16 protein-coding genes are annotated in these 19603 nt (G+C 68.1%); 8 read left to right on the forward strand and 8 right to left on the reverse strand.

The annotated features are described in order from the left end of the window. Positions 1-5: 5 nt before the first annotated feature. Positions 6-320, forward strand: coding sequence for a hypothetical protein (locus AB0M27_RS15445; protein WP_365721811.1), 315 nt, complete (start codon positions 6-8; stop codon positions 318-320). Here AB0M27_RS15445 and AB0M27_RS15450 read toward each other — a convergent pair. Genes AB0M27_RS15450 through AB0M27_RS15465 form a run of 4 tightly spaced genes read right to left on the reverse strand, consistent with a single transcriptional unit; the run spans position 301 to position 4182 of the window. Continuing rightward, on the reverse strand, positions 301-1071 hold the full coding sequence (locus tag AB0M27_RS15450) for a succinate dehydrogenase/fumarate reductase iron-sulfur subunit (RefSeq protein WP_365721813.1): 771 nt from the start codon (positions 1069-1071) through the stop codon (positions 301-303). The two genes, AB0M27_RS15445 and AB0M27_RS15450, sit on opposite strands and share 20 nt — an antisense overlap. Continuing rightward, positions 1068-3029 carry a fumarate reductase/succinate dehydrogenase flavoprotein subunit gene (locus AB0M27_RS15455; protein WP_365721815.1) on the reverse strand — a complete coding sequence of 654 codons (1962 nt, stop codon included), beginning with the start codon at positions 3027-3029 and terminating at the stop codon, positions 1068-1070. The genes AB0M27_RS15450 and AB0M27_RS15455 overlap by 4 nt, the downstream gene beginning before the upstream one ends. An 18-nt stretch (positions 3030-3047) precedes the next feature. After that, complete coding sequence (locus AB0M27_RS15460) at positions 3048-3869, reverse strand: hypothetical protein (protein WP_365721817.1); 822 nt, start codon at positions 3867-3869, stop codon at positions 3048-3050. Positions 3870-3891: 22 nt separating this feature from the next. After that, positions 3892-4182: a hypothetical protein gene (locus AB0M27_RS15465; protein WP_365721819.1), complete on the reverse strand. Its 291-nt coding sequence runs from the start codon at positions 4180-4182 to the stop codon at positions 3892-3894. A gap of 313 nt (positions 4183-4495) precedes the next feature. Between AB0M27_RS15465 and AB0M27_RS15470 the strand changes: the two genes are divergently transcribed. The 7 genes from AB0M27_RS15470 to AB0M27_RS15500 all read left to right on the forward strand — a co-directional run bounded on the left by AB0M27_RS15470 (position 4496) and on the right by AB0M27_RS15500 (position 15457). Beyond that, the gene (locus AB0M27_RS15470) at positions 4496-6580 is read left to right on the forward strand and encodes an ABC transporter family substrate-binding protein (protein ID WP_365721821.1); all 2085 of its coding nucleotides are present in this window, start codon (positions 4496-4498) and stop codon (positions 6578-6580) included. A 153-nt stretch (positions 6581-6733) separates the two neighbouring features. Next, the gene (gene typA / locus AB0M27_RS15475; protein WP_365721823.1) at positions 6734-8641 is read left to right on the forward strand and encodes a translational GTPase TypA; all 1908 of its coding nucleotides are present in this window, start codon (positions 6734-6736) and stop codon (positions 8639-8641) included. A gap of 557 nt (positions 8642-9198) precedes the next feature. Beyond that, positions 9199-10233, forward strand: coding sequence for an ABC transporter permease (locus tag AB0M27_RS15480; RefSeq protein ID WP_365721825.1), 1035 nt, complete (start codon positions 9199-9201; stop codon positions 10231-10233). Between the two features lie 111 nt (positions 10234-10344). Next, positions 10345-12153, forward strand: a complete 1809-nt coding sequence (locus tag AB0M27_RS15485) for an ABC transporter substrate-binding protein (RefSeq protein WP_365721827.1) — start codon at positions 10345-10347, stop codon at positions 12151-12153. A gap of 87 nt (positions 12154-12240) precedes the next feature. Further along, a complete protein-coding gene (locus tag AB0M27_RS15490; RefSeq protein ID WP_365721829.1) occupies positions 12241-13221 on the forward strand; it encodes an ABC transporter permease in 981 nt (326 codons plus the stop codon). Positions 13222-13231: 10 nt separating this feature from the next. Further along, positions 13232-14296 carry an ABC transporter ATP-binding protein gene (locus tag AB0M27_RS15495; protein ID WP_365721831.1) on the forward strand — a complete coding sequence of 355 codons (1065 nt, stop codon included), beginning with the start codon at positions 13232-13234 and terminating at the stop codon, positions 14294-14296. A gap of 42 nt (positions 14297-14338) precedes the next feature. Next, positions 14339-15457, forward strand: a complete 1119-nt coding sequence (locus AB0M27_RS15500) for a dipeptide ABC transporter ATP-binding protein (RefSeq protein ID WP_365721833.1) — start codon at positions 14339-14341, stop codon at positions 15455-15457. Here AB0M27_RS15500 and AB0M27_RS15505 read toward each other — a convergent pair whose 3' ends face one another. The 4 genes from AB0M27_RS15505 to AB0M27_RS15520 all read right to left on the reverse strand — a co-directional run bounded on the left by AB0M27_RS15505 (position 15458) and on the right by AB0M27_RS15520 (position 19569). Beyond that, the gene (locus AB0M27_RS15505) at positions 15458-16198 is read right to left on the reverse strand and encodes a methyltransferase domain-containing protein (protein ID WP_365721835.1); all 741 of its coding nucleotides are present in this window, start codon (positions 16196-16198) and stop codon (positions 15458-15460) included. A 217-nt stretch (positions 16199-16415) separates the two neighbouring features. Next, entirely contained in the window at positions 16416-17474 is a 1059-nt protein-coding gene (locus AB0M27_RS15510) for a dipeptide ABC transporter ATP-binding protein (RefSeq protein WP_365721837.1), read from the reverse strand. Positions 17475-17500: 26 nt separating this feature from the next. Next, the gene (locus AB0M27_RS15515) at positions 17501-18538 is read right to left on the reverse strand and encodes an ABC transporter ATP-binding protein (RefSeq protein WP_365721839.1); all 1038 of its coding nucleotides are present in this window, start codon (positions 18536-18538) and stop codon (positions 17501-17503) included. Positions 18539-18588: 50 nt separating this feature from the next. Beyond that, complete coding sequence (locus AB0M27_RS15520; protein ID WP_365721841.1) at positions 18589-19569, reverse strand: ABC transporter permease; 981 nt, start codon at positions 19567-19569, stop codon at positions 18589-18591. Positions 19570-19603 lie beyond the last annotated feature (34 nt).

The following is a 19603-nucleotide window of genomic DNA, read 5'->3' on the forward strand; positions in this document are numbered from 1 at the left end:
TGGGCATGCACATGTTCCTGGTGGTGGCCGCCGCGCTGGTCGTGGCGCTCATGGTGGCGTTCGGCGTCGCGGGCATCACGACCGGCTGGGTGATCCCGCTCGGCCGGCACCGGATCCTGCGGCCGAAGCTGTGGGGGTACGGGCAGTTGATCGGTGCGGCCGGGCTGTCCCTCTGGATGTTCCTCGGGATCCTCCCCAACAGGTTCGATCTGCTGCCCCTCATCGGCTGGTTCGTGTTCATGGGGGCGCTGGGTCTGCAGACGCTGGCCCAGCGCCCCGGCCGCACGCCGCGGGACGGTGCTACGAGGACCGTCTCCTGATCTTCGAGCCGAGCCACACCAGCGGGTCGTACTTGCGGTCGATCGCGCGCTCCTTCAGGGGGATCAGGGCGTTGTCGGTGATCTTGATGCCCTCGGGGCAGACCTCGGTGCAGCACTTGGTGATGTTGCAGTAGCCGAGGCCGTGGTCGTCCTGGGCCGTGCGCTTGCGGTCCAGGCCGGTCTCGGCGGCCGCGTCCAGCGGGTGCATGTCGAGTTCGGCGATCCGCATCAGGAAACGCGGGCCCGCGAACGCCGTCTTGTTCTCCTCGTGGTCACGGACGACATGGCACGTGTCCTGACACAGGAAGCACTCGATGCACTTGCGGAACTCCTGCGAGCGGTCCACGTCCTCCTGCATCATCCGGTACTCACCGGCGCCCAGACCGGCGGGCGGGACGAAGGCGGGGACCTCCCGCGCCTTCCGGTAGTTGAACCCGACGTCCGTCACCAGATCCCGGACCACCGGGAATCCCCTCATCGGGGTCACCGTGATCGTCTCCGCCCGGTCGAAGACCGACATGCGGGTCATGCACATCAGCCGGGGGCGGCCGTTGATCTCCGCCGAGCACGAACCGCACTTGCCGGCCTTGCAGTTCCAGCGCACGGCCAGATCGGGCGCCTGGGTGGCCTGGAGGCGGTGGATGATGTCCAGGACCACCTCGCCGTCGTTCACCTCGACGGCGAAGTCCGTAAGGCCCCCGCCCTCGGTGTCACCCCGCCACACCTTGAAGCGGGCCTCGTAGCTGCTCACTCGTACAGCTCCTCTTCGGCGAGGTACTTGACCAGCTCCTCCTTCTCGAAGAGGGCGAGCAGGTCCGGGCGGATGGGGGCGGTGGTCTCACGGGTGAGGCGGATCTGGCCGCGGCCGGGGTCGGTCGCCGCGAGGCCGCCGGTGGGGTCGGCGAGGGCGCACAGCAGGTTCACGTTGCGCCACTTGCGGTCCATCGTGGGGTGGTCCTCGCGGGTGTGGCCGCCGCGCGACTCGGTGCGCTCCAGGGCCGCACGGGCCACGCACTCGCTGATCAGCAGCATGTTCCGCAGGTCCAGCGCCAGATGCCAGCCGGGGTTGAACTGGCGGTGGCCCTCGACCCCGGCGCGGCGGGCGCGCACGCGCAGCTCGGCGAGCTTGTGCAGGGCGCGCTCCATCTCGCCCTCGCGGCGGATGATGCCGACCAGGTCGTTCATGGTCTGCTGCAGTTCCTGGTGCAGGGTGTAGGGGTTCTCCGGCGGGCCGGCCTCGCCCTCCCGGTCGGCCTCCGCGGAGAACGGCCGCAGGGCCTCCGCCGCTGCCGTGTTGACCTGGGCGTCGTCCACCGGCGGGCGCTGGTACGCCAGTCCCTGCGCGTACTCCGCCGCGTGCCAGCCCGCGCGGCGCCCGAAGACCAGCAGGTCGGAGAGGGAGTTGCCGCCGAGGCGGTTGGAGCCGTGCATACCGCCGGCCACCTCACCGGCCGCGAACAGGCCCGGCATCCCGCGCGCCGCCGCCGTGTCGGAGTCGACCGCGATGCCGCCCATCACGTAGTGACAGGTCGGGCCGACCTCCATGGCCTCCGCCGTGATGTCGACGTCCGCCAGCTCCTTGAACTGGTGGTACATGGAGGGCAGCCGGCGCCGGATCACCTCGGCGGGCATCCGCGTGGACACGTCCAGGAAGACCCCGCCGTGCGGCGAGCCCCGGCCCGCCTTGACCTCGGCGTTGATGGCGCGGGCCACCTCGTCGCGGGGGAGGAGTTCCGGTGGGCGCCGGTTGTTTTCCGGGTCCTCGTACCACCGGTCGGCCTCCTCCTCCGACTCGGCGTACTTCTCCTTGAAGACGTCCGGGATGTAGTCGAACATGAACCGCTTGCCCTCGGAGTTCCTGAGGACCCCGCCGTCGCCGCGCACCGACTCGGTGACGAGGATGCCCTTCACCGACGGCGGCCAGACCATGCCCGTCGGGTGGAACTGCACGAACTCCATGTTCAGCAGGGGTGCACCCGCGAGCAGGGCGAGCGCGTGCCCGTCACCCGTGTACTCCCACGAGTTCGAGGTGACCTTGAAGGACTTGCCGATGCCGCCGGTCGCGACCACGACCGCGGGGGCCTCCAGGACGAAGAAGCGGCCGGTCTCACGCTCGTAGGCGAAGACGCCGGAGACCCGGCCCGCGGCGGAGCCGCTATCGGATGCCGTGTCCTTCAGGACCCGGGTGACCGTGCACTCCTGGAAGATCTTCAGCCGGGACTCGTAGTCCCCGGTCTCCTTGAAGTCCTCCTGCTGCAGGGCGACGATCTTCTGCTGGAGCGTGCGGATCAGCTCCAGGCCGGTACGGTCGCCGACGTGCGCGAGCCGCGGGTACTCGTGGCCGCCGAAGTTGCGCTGGGAGATCCGGCCGCCCTTCGTACGGTCGAACAGCGCGCCCCAGGTCTCCAGCTCCCACACCCGGTCCGGGGCCTCCTGCGCGTGCAGCTCGGCCATCCGCCACTGGTTGAGGAACTTGCCGCCGCGCATGGTGTCGCGGAAGTGCACCTGCCAGTTGTCGTGCTCGTTGGCGTTGGCCATGGCCGCCGCGATACCGCCCTCGGCCATCACCGTGTGCGCCTTGCCGAACAGGGACTTGCAGATCACCGCCGTACGGGCGCCCCGCTCGCGCGCCTCGATCGCGGCCCGCAGCCCGGCGCCGCCGGCACCGACCACGACGACGTCCCACTCCTGGCGGTCCACCACGGACATAAGACGGCTCACCTGTTCCTAAAAGAAGCGCGGGTCGGCGAAGACCCCGGACGCGACGAGATAGACGTAGAAGTCGGCGAGCGCCACGCTCACCAGCGACGCCCAGGCCAGCTGCATGTGCCGGGCGTTGAGCCTGCCGACGAACTGCCACGTCTTGTAGCGCACGGGGTGTCTGGAGAAGTGCTTGAGCTTGCCGCCGACGATGTGCCGGCAGGAGTGACAGGAGATGGTGTACGCCCAGATCAGCACGATGTTGGCCAGGAACACCAGGGTGCCGAGCCCCATGTGGCCCCAGCGGTAGTGCGTGTCCCGGAAGGCCAGCACGGTGTCGTAGGTGAGTACGCCGGCGACCAGCAGGGCCGCGTAGAAGAAGTACCGGTGGACGTTCTGCAGGATCAGCGGGAAGCGGGTCTCGCCGGTGTACGTCCGGTGCGGCTCGGCCACCGCGCAGGCGGGCGGGGACGCCCAGAAGCTGCGGTAGTACGCCTTGCGGTAGTAGTAGCAGGTCAGCCGGAAGCCGAGCGGGAAGATCAGGATGATGATCGCGGGGGAGATGCCCCACCAGCTCCCGAAGAGATCGGCGTTCGGCCCCGCGTGCATGGTCTTGCAGTTGCTCGCCAGGCACGGTGAGTAGAACGGCGAGACGTACGGCGCCGCGTAGTAGTCCGCGCCTGCGAAGGCCCGCCAGGTCGAGTAGACGACGAAGGCCAGCAGACCGGCCGCGGTGACGGCGGGCGCCAGCCACCAGCGGTCGGTCCGCAGATGCGGGGCGGTGAGCGCGGCGCGCGCAGTGGTCCGTACGCCGCCGCTGTTCTGTTGGGGTTCCGTACCAGTGGCCAAGGCAGGCTCCGGTCGTCGGGGATCAGGGGGCGCGCCGGTCGCGGGCGCCCAGGCCCTCGTCGTCCGAGCCGACCCACAGGCTGGTGTCGTACGGCGTGTCGGAGATGGTGACGAGGTCGGGGCGGCGCGGCGTCTCCCGGGTGTCGGCAGCCTCACGCAGCAGCGCCAGGCTCTCGCGCAGATGGTCGGCGTCCAGTCGGACCCGGCGCATCTCCAGGCCGCCGCGGCCGAGCTGGTGTTCCAGGCGTCCCAGCGACCGGTTCAGGTCGTCGAGGGAGCGCTGGACCGAGGTGATGTCGTCGTGCACGGACATGACTTGCCCTCACTTCCGCGGGTCCGGCGGACCCTGGTGGCAACGTTCATGCGCCTTGGAGTGTTGCGCGTCACACCCGCCGATGTGAAGGCGTGTGCAGCGATTGGCGGAGGCGCACTGGTGCATCTCGGGTGGTGTTGCGCCGCACGGGTGGGGTAACCGCCCGTGGTCGCCGTGTCGCCCGTTGTGGCCGGATCCTTTCCTCTTCAGTGGGTCGCATAGATCTGATCAGCTCAAAATACCGCCAAAGGTGATCAGCTCCATATACCGACAAATGTGAGCATAAACCAGCGGCTTCCCGGAGGTAGCAGAGATGTCCCACGACGGCGTCGGACAGCGTGCGGTGATGCGCTCGGTTTCCTTCCTGACCGCGGGCGCGCTCGCGGTGCCGTTCCTTGCCGGGTGCAGCTCCGAGGAAAAGGTCAGCAAGCCGCTCGCCGGGCAGGACATCGCTCCGGTCGCCCGTGGCCTGGTCGCCGACGGCGGCACGCTGAAGTGGGCCGTCGACGCCCTGCCCGAGACCCTGAACGCCTTCCAGGCCGACGCCGACGCCGGCACCAGCCGCGTCGCCCAGGCCGTCCTGCCCTCGATGTTCCGGCTGGACGCCAGTGGCCGGCCGGTGCCCAACCCCGCCTATCTGGAGTCGGCCAAGGTCATCGAGACCGAGCCGCGCCAGGTCGTGCTGTACAAGCTGAACCAGCAGGCCGTCTGGAGCGACGGCCGGGAGATCGGCGCCGCCGACTTCCTCGCCCAGTGGCGCGCCCTGGCCGGGAAGAACAGCGCCTACTGGACTGCCCGCAACGCCGGCTACGACCGCATCGAGAAGATCGAGCGCGGCGCCAACGACCTCCAGGTCCGGGTCACCTTCGCCCGCCCCTACGCCGACTGGAAGTCGCTGTTCTCCCCGCTGTACCCGAAGGACGTCATGGGCACCCCGGACGCCTTCAACGACGGCGCCCGCCGCAATCTGAAGGTCACCGCCGGGCCCTACACGGTGAACAAGGTCGACACCGCCAAGAAGGACGTCGTCCTCACCCGCAACCCGCGCTGGTGGGGCAAGCCCGCCAAGCTGGACGAGATCGTGCTGCACGCCGTGCCCCGCGACAAGCGGGCCGCCGCGCTCGCCGACGGCAGCGTGGACCTCGCCGACGTCGACCCCGCGGACGCCCAGCGGATCGGGCTCGCCGCCCGCCGCACCGCGAACCCGTTGCAGGGCTCCGGCAAGACCTCCGTGAAGAAACTGCGCAAGGCCGTCTCCCGGTACCTGGACGACCAGGAGGCGCTGCGCGGCATCGAGGTCCGCAAGTCGCTGGAGCCCGCCTACACCCAGCTCGCCCTGAACGGCTCCACGGGCCCCCTCGCCGACGAACGCGTCCGCCGGGCCGTCGCCCGCGCCCTGGACCGCCGGGAACTGGCCCGGCTGGTGCTCACCCCGCTGGGCCTGCCCGCCGTCCCGGTCGGCAGCCATCTGGCCCTGTCCGGGCAGCCCGCGTACGCCGACAACAGCGGCGCGATCGGCGGCCTGGACACCAAGGCGGCGCAGGCGCTGCTCGCCGACGCCGGCTGGGTGCCGGGCGGCCCGGTCAAGGAGCAGAAGAAGACCCAGAAGGCGGCCGGCCCCGAGCACGACAAGAGCAAGCACGAGAAGAAGTCCGACGGCGGCAAGGACGGCGAGTACATCGTCGGCGAGGACAACAAGAGCGGCGGACGGGACGACGGCGGTGACCGGCACCTGGCTCGAGAGGGCAAGCAGGGCGGTGCACAGGGTGCGTACGCTCCGCAGGGCACGGCCGCGCCGGCGGCCGCGGCCGTGCAGCCGCTCGCCAAGGACGGCAAGCCGCTCCTGCTCCGCTTCGTCCTCCCGGCCGGCGCCGGCTCCGAGACGCTGAACTCGGTCGCCGAGCGGATCTCGGCCATGCTGGAGCGGGTCGGCATCCGCACCACGATCAGCAAAGTCCCGGACGCGAGCTACTTCAAGGACCACATCGCCTCCGGCGACTACGACCTCGCGCTGTACTCCTGGCCGTCCTCCGCGTTCCCGGCGACGGACGACCGGCCGGTGTACACGAAGCCGGTGCCGGCGGCGGACGGCTCGGTGAACGTCGAGCAGAACTACACGCGGGTCGGCACGGACCAGGTGGACCAGCTGTTCGACGAGGCCGTGGCCACCTTGGACGAGGGCGACGAGGTGTCGCTGATCCGCAAGGCGGACTCGCGGATCTGGGCCACGGCGGGGTCGATCCCGCTGTATCAGCGGCCTCAGCTCGTCGCCGTACGGAAGAACCTGGTCAACGCGGGGGCGTTCGGATTCCAGACACCGGTCTACGAGGACATGGGCTTTCTGAAGAAGGGCGCGAGGCCCCCGGCCGGTCCGGCCGGCTCACCTTCACCCAGCTGACCTCCATGGAGGTCATCACACGGCCCCGAGGAAGCCGACTCCCTCGGGGCCACGTACCATGGGGTGAGGCCGTGGCGTGTCCAGCCCGGCAGGACCCGCGCGACACAGACGTACGCGCAGGGCAATCCTCACACTCCGGGAGTTCGTCGCACTATGGCCACGCGCCACGACATCCGCAACGTCGCCATCGTCGCCCACGTCGACCACGGCAAGACCACCATCGTCGACGGCATGCTGAAGCAGGCCGGCGCGTTCGCCGCCCACCAGCTCGAAGGCGTCGACGACCGCATGATGGACTCGAACGACCTGGAGCGTGAGAAGGGCATCACGATCCTCGCCAAGAACACCGCGGTGAAGTATCACCCGAAGGACGGCGGGGACCCGATCACCATCAACATCATCGACACCCCCGGCCACGCCGACTTCGGTGGCGAGGTCGAGCGCGGTCTGTCCATGGTGGACGGTGTCGTGCTGCTGGTGGACGCCTCCGAGGGTCCGCTGCCGCAGACCCGGTTCGTGCTGCGCAAGGCGCTGCAGGCCCGCCTCCCCGTCATCCTGTGCATCAACAAGACGGACCGCCCGGACGCCCGGATCGACGAGGTCGTCAACGAGACCTACGACCTCTTCCTGGACCTGGACGCGGACGAGGAGCAGATCGAGTTCCCGATCGTCTACGCCTGCGGCCGTGACGGCATCGCCTCGCTGACCAAGCCGGAGAACGGCACGGTCCCGGCGGACTCCGACAGCCTGGAGCCGTTCTTCTCCACGATCCTGGAGCACATCCCCGCGCCGACGTACGAGGAGGACGCGCCGCTCCAGGCCCACGTCACCAACCTCGACGCCGACAACTTCCTCGGCCGTATCGCGCTGCTCCGGGTCGAGCAGGGCGAGCTGCGCAAGGGTCAGACGGTCGCGTGGATCAAGCGCGACGGCACCATCGGCAACGTCCGCATCTCCGAACTGATGATGACCGAGGCGCTCACCCGCAAGCCGGCGGAGAAGGCCGGCCCCGGTGACATCTGCGCGGTCGCCGGTATCCCGGACATCATGATCGGCGAGACCCTGGCCGACACCGAGAACCCGGTCCCGCTGCCGCTGATCACGGTCGACGAGCCGGCGATCTCCATGGTCATCGGTACGAACACCTCCCCGCTGGTCGGCCGCGGCGGCACCGGCAAGGGCGCCGACGCGAAGGCGGCCGTGAAGGACCGCAAGGTCACCGCCCGCCAGGTGAAGGACCGCCTGGACCGCGAGCTGATCGGTAACGTCTCGCTGCGCGTGCTGGACACCGAGCGCCCGGACGCCTGGGAGGTGCAGGGCCGTGGTGAGCTGGCGCTCGCCATCCTGGTCGAGACCATGCGCCGGGAGGGCTACGAGCTCACCGTCGGCAAGCCGCAGGTCGTCACCAAGGACGTCGAGGGCAAGGTCTACGAGCCGGTCGAGCGCATGACGATCGACGTGCCCGAGGAGCACATGGGCGCCGTCACCCAGCTGATGGGTGTCCGCAAGGGCCGCATGGACAACATGTCCAACCACGGTTCCGGCTGGGTGCGCATGGAGTTCGTCGTGCCCTCGCGCGGACTCATCGGTTTCCGGACCGAGTTCCTGACCCAGACCCGCGGCACCGGTATCGGGCACTCAATCCACGAGGGCCACGAGCCCTGGTTCGGTGCGCTGCAGACCCGTAACAACGGCTCGCTGGTCGCCGACCGCTCCGGCGCGGTCACCGCGTTCGCGATGACGAATCTACAGGAGCGCGGCGTGCTCTTCGTGGAGCCGGGCACCGAGGTGTACGAGGGCATGATCGTCGGTGAGAACTCCCGCTCCGACGACATGGACGTCAACATCACCAAGGAGAAGAAGCTCACCAACATGCGGTCCTCGACGGCCGATGTGGCCGAGTCGATCGTGCCGCCGCGCAAGCTGTCGCTGGAGCAGTCGCTGGAGTTCTGCCGTGACGACGAGTGCGTCGAGGTGACCCCGGAGGCCGTTCGCATCCGCAAGGTCAACCTCGACCAGAGGGAGCGGGCGCGCGCCGCGAGCCGCGCCAAGCACGGCTGATCCCGGAGCAGTTGAGCCCGGCAATTGAGCCCGGGTGTCCCCAGAATGGGGGCACCCGGGCTTTTCGCAACCCGTTTTCGGGGGCTCATGTCCGACATGCGGAGATCCCTGACCGATAGCCAAGTAACAAGTCCGTTTCGCGCCTTCTTCGGTCGAACAGTTTGTCCAGATTTTGGAAGGTCTAGCCGTGAGCCGTGACTGAATTGAGATCTACGGGCAGTGGTCGGTGGTCGACCCATGGCAGATAGTTAGCCGCGTAGCGCTCGGGTCAATGGGTCTCGCACTGTGGGGACAGCGCGTCGACTCACGAGCACCAGGGGGTGTCTGGCCCTCCGTCAGGGGTGTCGGAGGGAAGACGGAAACCCTCTCCTGTTGGTGAACATGTGGAGTCATGAGGAGGAACCCCCATGCGCGGTGTCACAAACACCAGGTGGGTCTGTTCGTCGCTTCCAGCGGTGTGATTCGGCTGTAGAACTACGCGCGTCCGCCTCGCGGTTCCGCGCGTTCTCGGAGTACCCGAGCACCTCTCACACTCATACCTGTGAAACGGACGAACCGTGACAAGTCCTATCGACATTGAGGGCGGCGGAACTGCGGTCGTCGTCGACGGCGAACCAGGGCCGGAGGCGAAGAGCGAAGCCGTCAAGCTCGCAGGCCGGTCCCCCGGCCAGCTGATGTGGCTGCGCTTCAAGCGCGACCGCACCGGCGTGATCTCGGCCTACGTCGTGGGCTTCTTCTTCCTGGTCGGACTGCTCGCCCCGCTGATCGCCAAGCTGTACGGGAAGGACCCGTACACGGTGTACGCGGACGAGCGCCCGGAACTCTTCGACAGCGCCGGCGTGCCGGTGCATCCCAACGGTGGTATCAGCAGCGAGTTCTGGTTCGGTCTCGAACCCGGAAACGGCTACGACGTCTTCACCAAGCTGATCTACGGCATCCGCACCTCGCTGATGATCTCGGTCGCCGTCACCGTCGCCGTCGTGGTGACCGGCATCCTGCTCGGTGTCGCGGCCGGCTATCTCGGCGGCAAGACCGACTACTTCATCGGCCGGGTCATCGACTTCCTGCTCGCCTTCCCGGCGCAGCTGTTCTTCATCGCGAGCATGCCGGTCGTGGTGTCCTTGTTCGTCAGTCCCCGTGACGAGACGCCGACCTACGTCCGGGTGGTGGCCCTGATCATCGTCCAGTGGTTCCTGGGCTGGATGGGTCTCGGGCGTATCCTGCGCGGCACCGCACTCGCGCTGCGGGAACGGGAGTTCATCGAGGCGGCCAAGGTCAGCGGTGCCTCGTCGTGGCGGATCATCAGCAAGGAGATCCTGCCGAACGTCGTCACCCCGCTGCTGGTGCAGGCGACGTACCTGCTGCCCGGTTTCGTGACGGCCGAGGCCGGTCTGTCCTTCCTGGGCGTCGGCATCGTCGAACCGACGCCGGACTGGGGGCAGATGTTCTCCAAGGCGTCCACCGAACTGGTGATGCGGAACGACATCACCTACATGTTCTTCCCCGGCGTATCGATGATCATCTTCGTCGTCGCGTTCAACCTGCTCGGGGACTCGGTCAGAGACGCCTTCGATCCCAAGACCGCGCGCTGACCTTTCACTGCACCAACTCCACTGCACCACAGCGCACTTCCAGCAGTCCTTTTCGCACTGGTGAGACATAGAACGCACTGGTGACACACAGAATGGGTGGGAATCTTCGTGATGAGTAGGGGCGGACGCCACGTCTACAGCGCGCTCTCCGTGCTCGCGGCCGGAGCTCTTGTGCTCACCGGTTGCAGCAAGGGCGGCAGCGACACCGGCACCAACGACAAGAAGGACCAGCAGGACGCCAAGCGGCAGCAGGCGTCCATCAAGTTCGGCGGCACGGCGGACTCCACCGGCCCCGCGGCCGACGTGCCCGGCGCCAAGTCCGGCGGCACCATGGAGGTGCTGCAGCGGGACTCGTACGCGCACCTCGACCCGGGCCAGATCTACGTCTCCGACGAGATGTCGCTCGCGCAGCTGCTGCACAGAGGCCTGACGGGCTACAAGTCCACCAGCAACGACGGCAAGCAGCACGAGGTGGTCGGCGACCTCGCCACCGACTCCGGCACCACCACTGACGGCGGCAAGACCTGGAAGTACACGCTGAAGGACGGCATCAAGTTCCAGGACGGCACGCCGATCACGTCCAAGGACATCCGCTGGAGCATCGAGCGGCTCTTCGCGCCGTTCATCAACCAGGGCCCCACCTACGTCCAGCAGTGGCTGGCCGACACCTCGGGCGCCGACTACCGCAAGCTGCTCAAGGACGGTCCGTACAAGGGCAAGCACCTGCCCAGCTCCGTCCTGGAGACCCCGGACGACAAAACCATCGTCTTCCACTTCAAGAAGGCGCACCCCGACCTGCCCTACGCGCTGGCCATGTCCGGCTACGCGGTCGTCTCGCAGAAGGGTGACACCAAGGAGCGGTACGACAAGAACCCGGTGGTGTCCGGCCCGTACAAGGTCCAGTCGTTCAAGTCCGGCAAGTCGATGGTGCTGGTCAAGAACACGAACTGGGACGCGAAGACGGACCCGATCCGGCACCAGTACGTGGACCAGTTCAACATCTCGTTCAACCAGCAGTTCGAGACCTCCACCAAGGCCCTGCTCGCCGACAGTGGCGCCGACCAGACCGGCATCAGCTTCAACAACCAGGTCGACGCGGGCAACCTCTCCCAGGTGCTGCGCGACGCGAAGATGAAGTCGCGCACGGTCTCCGGCTACCAGCCGTACGTCGGCCAGATGAACATCAACATGAGCCACCCGGCCATGAAGGACAAGACGATCCGCGAGGCCATCGCCTACGCCCTGCCGATCACCCCGTTCGTGCGCGCCTTCGGCGGCAACGACGCCATGGAGGTCGCGGGCGGTCTGATCTCCCCGACCGTCTCCGGCTACGACGCCTCCTTCGACCCGTGGGGCAAGAAGAAGAACCCCGGCGGTGACCCGGCCAAGGCCAAGGAGCTGCTGAAGAAGGCCGGCAAGCTCAACATGAAGCTGACCTTCGGCTACATCAACACCCCTGAGGGCCAGCAGTACTCCACGGCCATGGCGGCGGGCCTGAAGAAGGCCGGCTTCGACGTCCAGCGCCAGGAGATCCCGGCCGAGACCTACTACGACCAGGTCTCCAAGCTGAACAACAACTACGACATCTTCCACACCGCGTGGGGTGCCGACTGGCCGTCCGCCTCGACCGTGATCCCGCCGCTGTACGACGGCCGCGTGATCGCCGACGGCGCGCAGAACTATTCGCAGGTCAACGACCCGAAGATCAACAGCGAGATTGACCGGATCATCCAGATCACCGACCCGGTCAAGTCCGCGGCCGAGTGGGAGAAGCTCGACCAGTACATCGTCAAGGACGTCGTCAACGTCGTCCCGACCGCGTACTACAAGCAGACCCAGATCGCCGGCTCCAAGGTCGGCGGCCTCGTCTACGACGACGTGATCGGCGGGGTCGACCCGCGTCGCCTCTTCATCAAGTAACCGTCCCCGTCCGGTACCCGGCGCGCTCCCGAGCAGGGGGCGCGCCGGGCACCGCAAAGGCCGCCGACGTCTGAGAGCTGCCCTGTCATGCTGCGCTTCCTCGTCCGCCGGATCATCGGTGCCGTCGTCATTCTGTTCCTGCTGAGCATCGTCACGTTCGTGCTGTTCTTCGGGGTGCCCCGGGACCCCGCGCTGATGATGTGCGGCAAGACCTGCAACCCGGACAGCATCGCGAACATCCACCATGTGCTCGGCCTGGACAAATCCATCACCGAGCAGTACTGGATCTTTCTGCACAACCTCGTCATGGGCAGCGACCAGTTCGCCCAGGGCCCGTGCCCTGCCCCCTGCTTCGGCTACTCGTACCACACCAACGAGCAGGTCTGGGCCACCCTGATGGACCGGCTGCCCACCACCGTCTCCCTCACCCTGGGCGCGGCCGTGTGCTTCCTGTTCGTCGGCCTCGGCACCGGGCTGCTCGCCGCCTGGCGGCGCGGCACGCTGATCGACAAGACGGCCACCGCGGGCGCCATGGTCATCAGCTCCCTGCAGATCTACTTCCTCGGCCCGCTCGCCCTGGCGATCCTCGTCTACCAGACCCACTGGTTCGACAAGCCCGCCTACAACGAGTTCACCCATGACCCGGCCTCCTGGTTCACCGGCCTGATCATCCCCTGGGTGATCCTCTCCACGATCTTCGCGGCGCAGTACACCCGTATGGCGCGCTCCTCGATGATCGAACAGCTCCAGGAGGAACACGTCCGCACCGCCCGCGCGAAGGGTATGTCCCGCGGTTACGTCTTCTTCCGCTACGCCTGGCGGGGTTCGCTGATCCCGATCGTCACCATCTTCGGCATCGACCTCGGCTCGCTGTTCGGCGGCGCCATCATCACCGAGTACACCTTCAGCCTGCCCGGCCTCGGCAACCTCGCCGTGCAGTCCGTCTTCTTCAGCGACCTGCCGCTGCTGCTCGGTGTGATGCTCTTCTCCGCCAGCATGATCCTGCTGTTCAACATCGTCGTCGACGCCGCCTACGCCTTCATCGACCCGCGCGTGCGGCTGTCCTAGGAGCACTGTCGTGACCACTCTGACCAAGGAGGCCGGTGCTCCGACCCCGGCCGGCACCGGTCCCCTGCTCTCGGTACGGGACCTGCACGTCAGCTTCAGGACCGAGGACGGCGTCGTACGGGCCGTGGACGGACTCTCCTTCGACCTGGAGCGCGGCAGGACGCTCGGCATCGTGGGGGAGTCCGGCTCGGGCAAGTCGGTGACCAACCTGACCATCCTCGGCCTGCACAACCCCATGTTCACCACGGTCGAGGGCGAGATCCTGCTCGACGGGCGGGAGTTGACCACAGCCCGCGAGTCGGAGCTGGAGAAGCTGCGCGGCAACAAGGCCGCCATGATCTTCCAGGACCCGCTCACCGCACTCTCCCCCTACTACACGGTCGGCCGGCAGATCGCCGAGCCGTACATGAAGCACACCGGCGCCTCCAAGAAGCAGGCCTGGGAACGCGCCGTGGAGATGCTCGGCAAGGTCGGCATCCCCAACCCCAGGGAGCGGGCGAAGGACTATCCGCACCAGTTCTCCGGCGGTATGCGCCAGCGTGCCATGATCGCCATGGCGCTGGTCTGCGACCCCGACCTGCTGATCGCCGACGAGCCGACGACCGCCCTGGACGTGACGGTCCAGGCGCAGATTCTCGATCTGCTCAAGGACCTGCAGCAGGAGTTCGGATCCGGCATCATCTTCATCACCCACGACCTGGGGGTGATCGCCGACATGGCCGACGACATCATGGTGATGTACGCGGGCAGCGCGGTGGAGCGCGGCACGGTCGACGAGGTGCTCAGGTCCCCGCGTCATCCCTACACCTGGGGCCTGCTGAACTCGATGCCGCGACTGGACTCCGACCTCGGCGCCCAGCTCTCCCCGATCCCCGGTGCCCCGCCGTCGCTGCTCAACCCGCCGTCCGGCTGCCGCTTCCACCCCCGCTGCACCTATCCGGAGCGGGTGGAGGGCACGGGCCGCTGTGTGCGCGAGCGCCCGCTGCTCGCCCCGGACCGGGCCTCCGCGTGCCATCTCACGGAGGAACAGAAGCGGACCATCTTCATCGAAGAGATCAAGCCCCGTCTGGGCTAGCCGTCAGTGGCTAGTCGTCAGTTGTCCTAGGAGGACACCGTCATGACCGAGGACATGGTCCTCCCAGCCCCGCGCGAGAAGAGCGCCGGCGCGGACGGGGAGCCGCTGCTGCGGGTCTCCGGACTGACCAAGCACTTCCCCGTCAAGGGCGGCTTTCCGATCCGCCGGACGATCGGCGCGGTGCAGGCCGTGGACGGCGTCGACATCACGGTGCACGCGGGGGAGAGCTTCGGCCTGGTCGGTGAGTCGGGTTGCGGCAAGTCGACCACGGGCCGGCTGATCACGCGCCTGCTGGAGCCGACGAGCGGCAAGATCACCTACCGCGGGCAGGACATCAGCCACGCCACGCGCAAGCAGCTCGCCCCGATCCGCTCCGAGATCCAGATGATCTTCCAGGACCCGTACTCGTCGCTGAACCCGCGGCAGACGGTCGGCAAGATCATCTCGGGTCCGATGGAGATCAACGGGGTCGAGCCCGAGGGTGGCCGCGAGAAGCGGGTCCGCGAACTCCTGGAGATCGTCGGCCTCAACCCCGAGCACTACAACCGCTTCCCGCACGAGTTCTCCGGCGGTCAGCGTCAGCGCATCGGCGTGGCGAGGGCGCTCGCCCTGGAGCCGAAGCTGATCGTCGCCGACGAGCCGGTCTCCGCGCTGGACGTCTCCATCCAGGCGCAGGTGGTGAACCTGCTCCAGGAGGTCCAGAAGGAACTGGGCATCGCGTTCGTCTTCATCGCCCACGACCTGGCCGTCGTCCGCCACTTCTCGCAGCGGGTGGCGGTCATGTACCTGGGCAAGATCATCGAGGTGGGCGACCGCGACTCCATCTACACCCGGCCGCGCCACCCGTACACGCACGCCCTGCTGTCCGCCGTGCCCGAGGTGAACCTGTCGGACGAGGACACGGGCGGCCGCGAGCGCATCCGCCTGGCCGGCGACGTGCCGTCCCCCATCTCCCCGCCCTCGGGCTGCCGCTTCCGTACGCGCTGCTGGAAGGCGCAGGACAAGTGCGCGACCGAGGAGCCGCCGCTGGTCCAGATCTCCGGCAACCACGCCGGCCATCTGACGGCCTGCCACTTCCCGGAGGAGCCGACGACCGAGGCCCGGGACGAGGACATCGTGCTGGACCCGGCACTGGCGGCACTGGAGGAGGACGCCGACTAGCTAGGCGGGCCGGGCCACCGTGATGATCTCGGGGCTGGCGGGGGTCACCGGCCCCCGCCCCCAGTCGCCGTACTGCTCGACGACCGTGAGCCCGGCCTCGGCCAGAAAGCCCTCCAGGGACTCCCCGTCCAGGAACCGCAGCACGCCGGGGCACACCTGGGGGGCCTTCCATGCGTCACCGTCGTAGGTCTCGGTGAACCGCACCCGGCCCCCGCTGAGCCCCCCGCCGTGCACGTCGTACCACACCCGCACCGGTGTGCCGTCGCCGGCGGTGATCTCGTACACCCGGTCCGGGGTCCAGCGCTCCCAGGTGCGGGCGGCCGGGTTGCGGGTCTCGAACACGAACCGTCCCTCGTCGCCGAGGGCCGCCCGGGCCCCTCGCAGACAGTGCCGGATCTCCTCGTCCCCGACCAGCTCCTGGAAGGCGTGCCCGGTCATGACGACGAGGTCGAACTCCCCGTTCCACAGCCGGGTGCGCATGTCCCCGAGCACCCACTCGACGTCCGGCCGGGCCCGCCTGGCCTGTACGAGCATGGCGGGGGCCGGATCGAGCCCCATCAGCCGGCCGCCGTGCCCCTCGGCCCGCGCCCGCCGCAGCAACTGCCCGGTACCGCACCCGATGTCCAGCACGGAACGGGCCTCCCGCACCAGGCCGAGGTAGAAGTCGTCACCCGGTCCCCAGGGATTGAGGCGGTCGTAGAGCGCGGCGAGCGTGAGATCGGTAAAGACGTGATCCACCACCGCGGCAGTCTGACACACGATGTTGAACGGCGCGTCAGGTTCCGGTGCACTTCTTGAGCGATTTTCAACTCCCCGCCGCAGCGGACCCGTTGTACGACGAAGGCCCGCGTCTGGGGAGGCGCGGGCCTTCGTCCCCTGGAAGCGGACGTTCAGGGCTCGGGTCAATGGGCCGGTGAAAGTCCCTTCCGCGAGGGGACGGCTGACGAAAAGGGGTGTGTCAGGCCGCCGCCTCGGGGTCCTTGGAGAGACGGTCCTGGGAGGCACGCGGGGCGGGGATCGTCTCCTGCGTCTCAGGATAGTGGCATGCCGTGAGGTGACCCGGCTTGTTGCCCTCCACCTGCACCAGCGGCGGTGCCTCCGACGCGCACTTCTCCGTCGCCTTCCAGCAACGGGTGCGGAAGCGGCAGCCGGTGGGCGGGTTGATGGGGGAGGGCACGTCGCCGACCAGGCGGATGCGCTCGCGCGGCTCGGCGTCCACGGTCGCCTCGGGTACGGCGGACAGCAGCGCCCGGGTGTAGGGGTGGCGCGGGTTGCCGTACAGGTCGTCGCGGTCGGCGACCTCGACGATCTTGCCGAGGTACATCACCGCGACGCGCTGCGAGAAGTGCCGCACGATCGCGAGGTCGTGGGCGATGAAGACGAACGCGATGCCGAGTTCCCGCTGCACCTTCTGCAGCAGGTTCACGACCTGGGCCTGGATCGAGACGTCCAGGGCCGAGACGGGCTCGTCCGCCACGATCAGCTTCGGCTCCAGGGCGAGCGCGCGGGCCACGCCGATGCGCTGACGCTGACCGCCGGAGAACTCGTGCGGGAAGCGGTTGTAGTGCTCGGGGTTGAGACCGACGATCTCCAGCAGCTCACGGACGCGCTTCTCGCGGCCGCCGGCCGGGTGGATGTCGTTGATCTCCATCGGCCCCGAGATGATCTTGCCGACCGTCTGGCGCGGGTTCAGCGAGGCGTACGGGTCCTGGAAGATCATCTGGATCTCGGAGCGGATCGGCGCCAGGTCCCTGCGGCCCGCGTGCGTGATGTCCTGCCCGCGGTAGGTGATCTTGCCGCCGGTCGGCTCCAGCAGGCGCGTGATCAGCCGGCCCGTGGTCGACTTGCCGCAGCCCGACTCGCCGACGAGGCCCAGGCTCTCGCCCTCGCCGACCTGGAAGTCCAGCCCGTCCACGGCCTGCACCGCGCCCACCGTACGGCGGATCGGGAAGCCGCCCTTGATCGGGAAGTGCTTGGTGAGCCCGGAGACGTCCAGGAGGGGGTTCGTGTTGCTCATGATCGTGAAGTCCCGTCTGCTGTCCGTCAGTTGTGCCGGGTTGCGGCGAAGTCGGCGAACAATTCCTGCTTTTGTTCGGAGGTGAGGTGGCAGGCCGAGCCGCGGCCCTCGATGATCTCCAGCACCGGCCGGTCGCTGGAGCACTTTCCGCCCGCCACCTTCTCCGCGAAGGCGCAGCGAGGGTGGAAGCGGCAGCCGGACGGCGGGTTGAGCAGCGAGGGCGGCGAACCCGGGATCGGCGTCAGCGGCACGTCCACCGGGCCGTTCAGGCTCGGCATCGAGTTCAGCAGGCCCAGGGTGTAGGGGTGGTCCGGGGTGCTCAGCACCTCCTTCTTGGTGCCGCGCTCCACGCACCGGCCGCCGTACATCACCAGCACGTCGTCCGCGATGTCGGCGATCACACCGAGGTCGTGGGTGATGAAGATGATGGCGGTGCCGAACTCCTGCTGGAGGTCCTTCAGGAGGTCCATGATCTGGGCCTGGACCGTCACGTCGAGGGCCGTGGTCGGCTCGTCGGCGATCAGCAGTTCGGGGTCGCAGACCAGCGCCATGGCGATCATCGCGCGCTGGCGCATACCGCCGGAGAACTGGTGCGGGTAGTCGTCCACGCGGGTCTCGGGCTGCGGGATGCCGACCCGTCGGAGCATCTCGATCGCACGGTCCCGGGCCTGCTTCTTGGAGGCGCCGGTGTGCTTGCGGTACGTCTCGGCGATCTGCGTGCCGACCGTGTGGTACGGCGACAGGGAAGCCAACGCGTCCTGGAAGATCATGGACATCTTGTTGCCGCGCAGCCGCTCCATCTCCCTCTCGGAAGCGGTGAGCAGGTCCTTGCCGTCGAGGAGGATCTCGCCCTCGATCGCCGTACGCGCGGGGTCGTGCAGGCCCAGGATCGTCAGGTTGGTGACCGACTTGCCGGAGCCCGACTCGCCCACGATGCCGAGTGTCTGGCCCTTGGCCAGGTCGAAGCTGAGACCGTCGACGGCCTTGACGATGCCGTCCTCGGTGGAGAAGTGGACCTTTAGGTCCTTGATCGAGAGGAACGGCTGCTGATCGGTGCTCGTCACGGGGACGCTCCTGAGGGGGGTGATGCGAGGGGTCGGGGATGGGGCGGAGGTCAGGCGAGCCGGATCCGCGGGTCGATGAGGGCGTAGACGGCGTCCACGATGATGTTGAAGATCACGATCGCGCCGGCGGACAGCACGGTCACGCCCAGCACCATGGGCAGGTCGCTCTTGCTGACGGCGTCCAGCGCGAGCCGGCCGACGCCCTGGAGGCTGAAGACGGACTCGGTGATGATCGCGCCGCCGATGAGCGTGGCGAGGTCGATGCCGAAGATGGTGACGATCGGACCCATCGCACCGCGCCAGGCGAACCGGAAGAAGACAGTGCGGCGGGACAGTCCCTTGGCCCGCGCCGTGCGGACGTAGTCCTCGTTGAGCGTCTCGACCAGCTGGGAGCGGGACATACGGGTGTAGTTGGCGGTGAAGATGATCGCCAGCACCAGCCAGGGCAGGAGTAGCCCGGAGGCCCACTGGACGGGGTTGTCCGTGATGGGGGTGTACGACGGGTTGTCCAGGATGCCGAGCTTGGCGACGAAGAAGTACATCGCGATGTAGCCGACGAAGTAGATCTGCAGCGAGGAGGCGATCAGCGAGCCCGAACTGGCCAGCTTGTCCTGCCACTTGCCCTGCTTGACCGCCGCGATCATGCCCGCGCCGACACCGAGGATGAGGAAGACCACGGCCGAGCCGAAGGCGAGCGAGAGGGTCAGCGGGAGCCGGTTCATGATCGTGCCCAGGATCGGCTGCCGGTTGGCGAACGAGTAGCCGAGGCAGGGGGCGCTGCAGTTGCCGAAGTCGCCGTAGCTGCGTCCGACGAAGATGCCCTTGAGCCAGTACCAGTACTGGACCGGGACCGGGTGGTCGATGCCCAGGTTGTGCCGGACCTGCTTGAGCATGTCGGGCGTGCAGTTCCTGCCGCACGACATCATGGCGGGGTCACGCGGGATGGCGTAGAAGAGCCAGAAAGTGACGGCGCTGATGATCAACAGAATGACCAGAGCGCCGAGAACTCGGCGGACAAGGAAGCGGAACATGGGGCGTGACTTTCCGGACGGGGCGCCGTCGCCG

It is taken from the genome of Streptomyces sp. NPDC052107 (genome assembly GCF_040680215.1).
Taxonomy (GTDB): domain Bacteria; phylum Actinomycetota; class Actinomycetes; order Streptomycetales; family Streptomycetaceae; genus Streptomyces.

Coding starts and splice junctions, on each gene's coding strand:
- AB0M27_RS15445 (WP_365721811.1), top strand. CDS start 6: ATGCACATGTTCCTGGTGGTGGCCGCCGCGCTGGTCGTGGCGCTCATG.
- AB0M27_RS15455 (WP_365721815.1), bottom strand. CDS start 3,029: ATGTCCGTGGTGGACCGCCAGGAGTGGGACGTCGTCGTGGTCGGTGCC.
- AB0M27_RS15465 (WP_365721819.1), bottom strand. CDS start 4,182: ATGTCCGTGCACGACGACATCACCTCGGTCCAGCGCTCCCTCGACGAC.
- AB0M27_RS15470 (WP_365721821.1), top strand. CDS start 4,496: ATGTCCCACGACGGCGTCGGACAGCGTGCGGTGATGCGCTCGGTTTCC.
- typA (WP_365721823.1), top strand. CDS start 6,734: ATGGCCACGCGCCACGACATCCGCAACGTCGCCATCGTCGCCCACGTC.
- AB0M27_RS15485 (WP_365721827.1), top strand. CDS start 10,345: ATGAGTAGGGGCGGACGCCACGTCTACAGCGCGCTCTCCGTGCTCGCG.
- AB0M27_RS15490 (WP_365721829.1), top strand. CDS start 12,241: ATGCTGCGCTTCCTCGTCCGCCGGATCATCGGTGCCGTCGTCATTCTG.
- AB0M27_RS15500 (WP_365721833.1), top strand. CDS start 14,339: ATGACCGAGGACATGGTCCTCCCAGCCCCGCGCGAGAAGAGCGCCGGC.
- AB0M27_RS15510 (WP_365721837.1), bottom strand. CDS start 17,474: ATGAGCAACACGAACCCCCTCCTGGACGTCTCCGGGCTCACCAAGCAC.
- AB0M27_RS15520 (WP_365721841.1), bottom strand. CDS start 19,569: ATGTTCCGCTTCCTTGTCCGCCGAGTTCTCGGCGCTCTGGTCATTCTG.